The sequence below is a fragment of the Luteibacter sp. genome, assembly GCF_051958795.1.
Taxonomy (GTDB): Bacteria; Pseudomonadota; Gammaproteobacteria; order Xanthomonadales; family Rhodanobacteraceae; genus Luteibacter.
In genome coordinates this window covers 1-6,990 of sequence record NZ_JBQCFT010000093.1, presented here as the reverse complement: position 1 = coordinate 6,990, position 6,990 = coordinate 1, and the positions used below count along the sequence as shown (strand labels likewise).

Below are 6,990 nucleotides of genomic sequence, written 5' to 3'. Positions count from 1 at the left end.
CCCGGTTACATCCACTATTACAATCACAATCGCATCAAGCTCAACCTCAAAGGCCGGAGCCCGGTGGAATACCGGACCCAAGCCTTTGGACCCGACCGACCCGTCCAACTTTAGGGGGTCAGTTCACTTGCGCGCGATCGCAGGGCCGCAAGCAAGCCGCTCAAGCAGCAGGCCGAACATCACCACGATGAATGCCGCATACGCATACTGCCCTCGCGCCACCCCGACGCCATAGGGGAACCAGATACCCGGTATCCCGACGAAGTTGAGCTCGGTCGCGAACAGGCCGATGCCGACAAGGATTGCCGCGAGCGCACCGAAGTAACTTGCCACACAGCGCGCACGTGTCACGCCCATACCGATGACCCACAGATAGAGCGCAACGAACGCTACCCGTATGGCCGATATCGCCACATCGGCGAACGGCGCGGTCGCATGCCCGGTGGGCATCCAAGGCCGACCCAGCCACGCAAGGATCATGTAAGCGACGGTGAGACCCGCGACAGCGTTACGCAGCCATGGCCGATGTGCCACTCCGAACCAGTCGCGCCACGCGAGCGTCCATGCCGCGAGGACCAGTGGTCTCAACACGACGGTGACGGCGATGTCATACCCGCGCAGGCTCAGGTAAGGCGTCCAGTAAAACAGCACCTGGTTCACGCGGAGCAAAGCGAGCAGCACCAACGCGACGGCCAGCCATCCGTAGGCGCGCACCGAGCGCGTAGCCACGAGCGAGAGCGCCATGATGGTCAGCACGACGAACGCAAACGGTTCAGCCGCGTCGACGACGTAGCCGTTGAACGTCTTCAACCATTGCACCTGGTGCAGGTGTTCGATGCTCTCGGCGTCGCCGATGATCGGGGCCACGTGGATGCCGCCGCTTTCTTCGGCTTCGTCGACGGGGTCCATCCACACGCGCAGGGCCAGGTGGTACGTGTGCGTCCCCACCGCGGCGGGTAAGGAGAACACCGTGGGTCGCACGCTGTACACGCCGGCCGTCGCGCCGGAGAAGTCACCCGGCCCACCTGCGTCATTCCCATCGATGTAGAGGCGGTAGGTGGAGTCCACGAGCGTAGGCCCCGCCAGGGCGAGCGGCCGGCCACCCGGGTTATCGACGGTAACGTCAAGGCGGTACCACGCGTAGCCGGTACAGCCCGCATGCCCGCGCTGGTTCCAGCCGGTAACGTAGCCCGGCAGGCCCACGTCGCCATCGTGCGAGCCCGGAGCAGGGGTGAGATCTACGGCTTCCCAGGCACTGTCGTCGAAGCCTGGCGATGCCGCATGCGGATCGTCGCCGGCATGGAATCGCCACGGGCCATTCAGGGGAATGACCGACGGACCGATGGCTACATGGGCGTCTTGTGCAGGCGCGGGAGCGGCAGATGCGAGCTGAGCGAAACCGACCATGAGAATGGCCACGAGCACCAGGAACCACCGTCCACGCATGCCGCCACCTCCGCTTCCCAAGGGATCCCGCATCACTGGCGCCGCACGAATGCGCTGACGATCAGCCCATCCTTGTCGAGCATCAGGAAGGCCTGCTGCGCGCCGTGTTCGTGCTGGACATCGTAGCTGTCCCATCCGTAGTCGGTCACGCCATTGAACCGGTAGGACGTGACGCGCCCGAGCCTGGCGTAGTAGCCCACGAGCCTGTCGTGCGTGTACTGGTCGGGCGGGGGCGACATCGGGCTCATGCCCTCGCTGTCCCCGCGGTTGCTGAGTACCGTCAGCAGCGCCTTCTCACTGCCGGGGTACGGTGTCTGGTTCCGTACCCGCGCGGCCAGGTTCTCGCGAATCTGCCGGGCGGTGGCTTCATCGACACGCGGCGCCGTAGCGAAGGGCTGCCCATGGACACGCACGACCACCGCGTTGACGCGCTGGTCAGGTCCCTTGGTGAAGTCCAGCGTGGCGTCGACAGGCTGCACCAGGAACCGTGTCGCACTGAGGGTGGTCACGTCGATGACACCGGCCGCGGCGGCCTGTCCGATCGGCGCGGCGGTGAGTGTATCTCCCTTGCGCCGGATCGTGATCGACGAGATGTCACTGAGTTCGTAAGTGCCCACGTACGAATCAAGGATGGCTGAGTCCACGGCTACCGTGTCATTCGTGACCGACGCATGCACGCCCGGCGGGGCAATCTGTGCCGCGAACGCCGCCACGCCTAGCGCGATGCTGACAAGGATAAACGCCGAGGCACGCGCCCACTTCTGCGGCTTCGCCAACATGAGCCTGATCCTCGTTTCGAGAAACGACATGGATTCCGACATCGCCGTGATCGCGGCGACGTACTCGGCCTGGTTCTCGCCCACCTGGATCAACGTCTCGCAATAGTCCCCGACATCACCGCCACCGCGAAGGACACGGGCATCGCAATCGACCTCGATGGCACAGCGAAGGCGGTGGAACTGCCACCAGGGCACGGGGTTCCATGGCATCGAAAGCAGGAGCGTCGCTGCGGCCGCCACCACCAACGGGTCACGCGCCCGCAAGTGGGATTGCTCGTGCGCCATGACGTATCGCTGCTGCTCCGGGGATTCCTGCATCACCCAGGCGGGGACGACGATATGCGAACGAACCAACCCCACTACCGCGGGGCCGACCTTGTCGGAGACCAGTACGGGTACGCCGCGCAACTGGCCCGGTACCCAGCCACGTTTACGCCGGTGGAAGAGCGCGGTGCTCACTCCAAGGAAGAGCATCAGCGTGACTGAGCTGCCCAGCCAGATATCCCAGACGAAGCGATTGATATGGCGCGATGTCGTGTACGGCTCCGCCCCGCTCCAGTCGATGACCCGGGACGCCAGGGGAATCGTCGTCGTGTCGCGCAGGGCCAGCGGGGTAGGTGGTGTCGTGGCCGCGGCGGAGGGGCTGGGTCGGACGAACACAGGAAACGGAATCGATACCGTGGCCATGATGACCGGCAGGATCACCGATCCCGCGATGGCCATCAGCCACGGCCACCGGGTGGGTTTGCGGCGGCGCCTGGCGGCCTGCTCGGCGATGACCGCCGCCGCGCCCAGCGCGATGGCGACGATCACGGCGTAGATCATCCAGGCCAGCACGGCACCTACTCCTTGCCGGACCGCTCGGCCAGCAACTTGCGCATGCGGGCGATCTGCTCGGGGCTGAGCTTCTGGTCGGAGACGAGTTGCGTGAACAGCAGCTCCGTCGAGCCCTTGAAGAGCTTCGCCGTCAGGTGCTGGAGCGCGTTCTTCCGTGCAGCCTGCTGCTTGACGCTGGCGAAGTAGCGATGGCCGCGGCCCTCTTCTTCATAACCCACATAGCCTTTCGCCTGCAGCGTGCGCAGCACGGTAAGCACCGTGGTGTAGGCCAGCTTGTCGCTCAGGCGCTCCCGGACCTCCGCCACCAGCGAGGGGCCGTGCTCCCAAAGCACCTGCATGATGTCCGCCTCACGGTCGGTGAGGGAGATCTTCATACCTTGTTCCCCGCATCAACTTACTATGGTTGTAGTAGGTATAGGCTGCGAGAGACGGCCTGTCAACGATGTAGGTAGTAGTGCCCGACTTCTGAAAACGTCGACTGGGCTTGACTTGGCGGCGTTCTTGAAACCCGCCTGTCCCGCGTCCTGGGACACGGGACAGGCGGGTTTCAATGCCTGATGTGCGTAGCTAAGCGCTGAACCCTTGCGTTCGCCGCCCAAGTCAATCCAGCGGACGAACCCAGATGTTCCGGAAGCTGATCGGCTGCGAGTGGTCGCCGTGTGCCTGCAGCTTGATCGGCGCATCGGTATAGGCCTTGTACTTCGGCTTGCCGATATAGAACGTCTCACCGGTGAGTTCGGTGTGGTTCTGCACGAGCACGCCGTTGTGGAACAGCGTGACGTACGCCGGCGACTTCACCGAGCCATCCGCCGCGAAGACGGGCGCCGTCCAGATGATGTCGTAGGTCTGCCAGTCGCCGGGGTGGCGTGCCGCGTTCACGAGCGGCGCGGACTGCTTGTAGATGCTCGCGGCCTGGCCGTTGACGTAGGTCTTGTTCTCGAACGAATCCATGATCTGGACTTCGTAGCCTTCGTCGCCGGGGCCGGTCGAAGCGAGGAAGACACCGCTGTTGCCGCGGCCCTGGCCTTCGCCGGTGATGTCCTTCGGGATCTGCCATTCGAGGTGCAGCTGGTAGCTGCGGAAGTGCTGCTTCGTCTGGATATTGCCGGTGGTCTTGTCGACGGTCATCACGCCGTCGTGCACCTTCCAGCCCGCGGGCGAGTGGTCCTTCGATGCTTCCCAGCCGGCAAGGCTGCGGCCATCGAACAGCACGACCGCATCGGACGGCGGCGCGTTCTCTTTCGCGCCCGGCGTCACGACCTTGGGCACGGGCTCCCACTGTTCGGTGGCCTTGGGGTCATCCTGCGCGGACACGCACGAGGAACCGACGATGGCGAGCGTCACAAGGGCGAGGGCGGGTGAAGGGAAGCGCTTCATAAGGGTTCCTTTGGAAAGGGGTCAGACCGTGCAGATCTTGAATGCCTCGGCAAACGAGGCGAAGGGATCCGGGCGCGCCGGCGAGAACTCGTGCGCGATGTAGCCCTGGTAGTTCAGGTCGGCGATGGCCTTGGCGACGGCGTGGTAGTTCAGTTCCTGCGTGCCGTCGATCTCGTGGCGGCCCGGCACGCCACCCGTGTGGAAATGCCCGATCCACTGGATGTTGTCGCGGATGGTGCGGATCACGTCACCTTCCATGATCTGCATGTGGTAGATGTCGTAGAGCAGCTTGACGTTCGGCGAGTTGAGGCCCTTGGTCACGGCGACGCCGAACGCTGTGTGGTCGCCCTGGTAACCGTGGTGGTCCACCTTGCTGTTAAGCAGCTCCAGGCACAGCGTGATGCCGTTCTCCTGCGCGTACGGCGCGATCTTCGACAGCCCCGCGATGCAGTTGTCGATGGCGCGCTGGTCATCGATGCCGGCCTTGCGGTTGCCGAACATAGTGATGATGTTGGTGACACCGGCGCGCTTGGCCAGCGGGATCGTCGTTTCGAATTCCTTGATCAGCTGGGCGTGGTTCGCCGGATCGTTGAAGCCGAACTCGATGAAGTCGTCGCGCTTGGCGGGGTAGCCCATCGACACCGCCATGCCATGGTCCTGCACCACGGACCACTCATCGGCATAGAGCAGGTCGACACCCACGAAGCCGATCGCCTTCAGGGGCTTGCACAGTTCAGGCAGCGGCGCCTTGGACGTCCAGCGGCTCAGCGAGTGCTTGAGGCGGCCGCCGGCGGGCGTCGGCGAAGTGCCTTTCCCCGAGGCCGTCGCGGCAGAAGCCAGCAGCGGCGTGGCGCCGGCTACCGCAGCGGCCGTCGCAAGAACGCCGAGCGCGTTGCGCCGGCTGAGGTTGGTCGCGTCATCGCGCATGCTTATTCGAGCCCCAGGATCTGACGATTGAACGCACGGTCGCTGCCCGACGAGGCAAAATCGTCGAAGGCTCGTTCCGTTACCTTGATGATGTGGTCGCGGATGAAGGGTGCCCCCTCCTTCGCTCCCTGTTGCGCATCCTTGATGCAGCACTCCCACTCGAGCACCGCCCAGCCGGGATAGTCGTACTGCGCGAGCTTGCTGAAGATCGCGCCGAAATCGATCTGGCCATCACCCAGCGAGCGGAAGCGGCCGGGGCGATCGATCCAGTTCTGGTAGCCGCCGTACACGCCCGAGCGCCCGTTGGGCCGGAACTCGGCGTCCTTCACGTGGAAGGCGCGGATGCGCTCATGGTAGTTATCGATGAACTGCAGGTAGTCCATCTGCTGCAGCACCATGTGGCTCGGATCGAACAGGATGTTGGCGCGCGGATGGTGGTCGACCGCATCGAGGAACCGCTCGAAGGTGACGCCGTCGTGCAGGTCTTCACCCGGGTGCAGCTCGTAGCAGACATCGACACCGACTTCGTCGAACGCATCCAGGATCGGTTTCCAGCGCTTGCCGAGTTCCGCGAACGCTTCCTCGACAAGGCCGGCCGGACGCTGCGGCCACGGGTAGAACAGCTGCCACGCCAAGGCGCCGGAGAACGTGGCGTGCGCGGTCAGGCCGAGATGGCTGCTCGCCTTCGCCGCAAGCTTGAGCTGCTCTACCGCCCAGGCCTGGCGTTCCTGCGGCTTGCCGCGCAGCGCCTCGGGAGCGAATCCGTCGAACAGGCGATCGTAGGCCGGGTGCGATGCGACCAGCTGGCCCTGCAAATGCGTCGACAGTTCGGTCACCGCCAGCCCGTGCTCCGCGAGCATCCCCGTGATGTCGTCGCAGTAACCCTTGCTCGTCGCCGCCTTCTCCAGGTCTAACAGGCGGCCGTCGTTCGATGGGATCTGCACGCCGACGAAGCCAAGCGACGACGCCCAGCGGGCGATGTCCGGCAGCGTATTGAACGGCGCCTCGTTCGATGCGAACTGGGCGAGGAAGATGCCAGGGCCTTTGAGTGTCTTCATGTCAGATCTTCAGTTCGGCCTCTTCGGCCCATGCCTTGCCGTTGCCCGCCTTGGAAAGCGGGATATCGGCATGCCACGCCGCCGGGACGGGGTCGTACTGGAGCACCTGCGTGCAGCCCGGCTGCGAGAGGAAGAAGCCCAGCATGGTGAGCTTCTTGGTCATCAGCACGAAATCCTCGGCCGGCGGCAGCTTGGAGCCCTTCGGTGCGGCCACGGCCGCGGTATGCAGCTTGTTCACCAGCGCCTTGCGCTGCGCGTCATCCAGCTGGAGGAAGGGCTTGCCACCCGCCTTGTCGAAGGCGGCCATGGCGGTGAGGTAGCGGGTCTGGTCGGCCTTGTTGTAGACCGCCTTGAGCAGCTGGTCGATGAACATCGGCACGCCTGCTTCCAGCGCCCCCGGCGTATCGGTGCGGGGGATGATGATCTCCGATACCGCGCCAAGCAGGCTGTACTGCGCCGGCTGGAAGAACTGGGGCTTCGCACCCGGCTTCTGCGCGGCGGCGTGTGCATCGAACACGGCCAGCAACGAGGGGCCCGCGATGGCGCCGACGGCCAGCACGGACATG

General features: G+C 64.7%; 8 protein-coding genes. 1 reads left to right on the top strand and 7 read right to left on the bottom strand.

Annotated elements, in window-relative coordinates; genetic code table 11:
* Window positions 1-114, top strand: a 114-nt coding sequence (locus tag ACTHLF_RS05060; protein WP_440325412.1) for an IS3 family transposase, incomplete at its 5' end; no start/stop codon positions are given.
* A 9-nt stretch (window positions 115-123) separates the two neighbouring features.
* On the opposite strand, the gene ACTHLF_RS05055 is transcribed toward ACTHLF_RS05060, so the two are convergent.
* From ACTHLF_RS05055 to ACTHLF_RS05025, 7 genes are all read right to left on the bottom strand, one after another.
* Window positions 124-1,446, bottom strand: a complete 1,323-nt coding sequence (locus ACTHLF_RS05055) for a hypothetical protein (RefSeq protein ID WP_440325411.1) — start codon at window positions 1,444-1,446, stop codon at window positions 124-126.
* Between the two features lie 32 nt (window positions 1,447-1,478).
* Window positions 1,479-3,062 (bottom strand): M56 family metallopeptidase, encoded by a 1,584-nt coding sequence (locus ACTHLF_RS05050; RefSeq protein ID WP_440325409.1) that lies wholly within the window; start codon window positions 3,060-3,062, stop codon window positions 1,479-1,481.
* Window positions 3,063-3,067: 5 nt separating this feature from the next.
* Window positions 3,068-3,436 carry a BlaI/MecI/CopY family transcriptional regulator gene (locus ACTHLF_RS05045; protein ID WP_440325407.1) on the bottom strand — a complete coding sequence of 123 codons (369 nt, stop codon included), beginning with the start codon at window positions 3,434-3,436 and terminating at the stop codon, window positions 3,068-3,070.
* A 226-nt stretch (window positions 3,437-3,662) separates the two neighbouring features.
* Window positions 3,663-4,439 (bottom strand): 3-keto-disaccharide hydrolase, encoded by a 777-nt coding sequence (locus ACTHLF_RS05040; RefSeq protein WP_440325405.1) that lies wholly within the window; start codon window positions 4,437-4,439, stop codon window positions 3,663-3,665.
* A 21-nt stretch (window positions 4,440-4,460) separates the two neighbouring features.
* On the bottom strand, window positions 4,461-5,366 hold the full coding sequence (locus ACTHLF_RS05035) for a hydroxypyruvate isomerase family protein (protein WP_440325404.1): 906 nt from the start codon (window positions 5,364-5,366) through the stop codon (window positions 4,461-4,463).
* A 2-nt stretch (window positions 5,367-5,368) separates the two neighbouring features.
* Window positions 5,369-6,424 (bottom strand): sugar phosphate isomerase/epimerase family protein, encoded by a 1,056-nt coding sequence (locus ACTHLF_RS05030; protein ID WP_440325402.1) that lies wholly within the window; start codon window positions 6,422-6,424, stop codon window positions 5,369-5,371.
* A gap of 1 nt (window position 6,425) precedes the next feature.
* The coding region (locus ACTHLF_RS05025; protein WP_440325400.1) for a gluconate 2-dehydrogenase subunit 3 family protein at window positions 6,426-6,990 on the bottom strand (565 nt) is incomplete at its 5' end.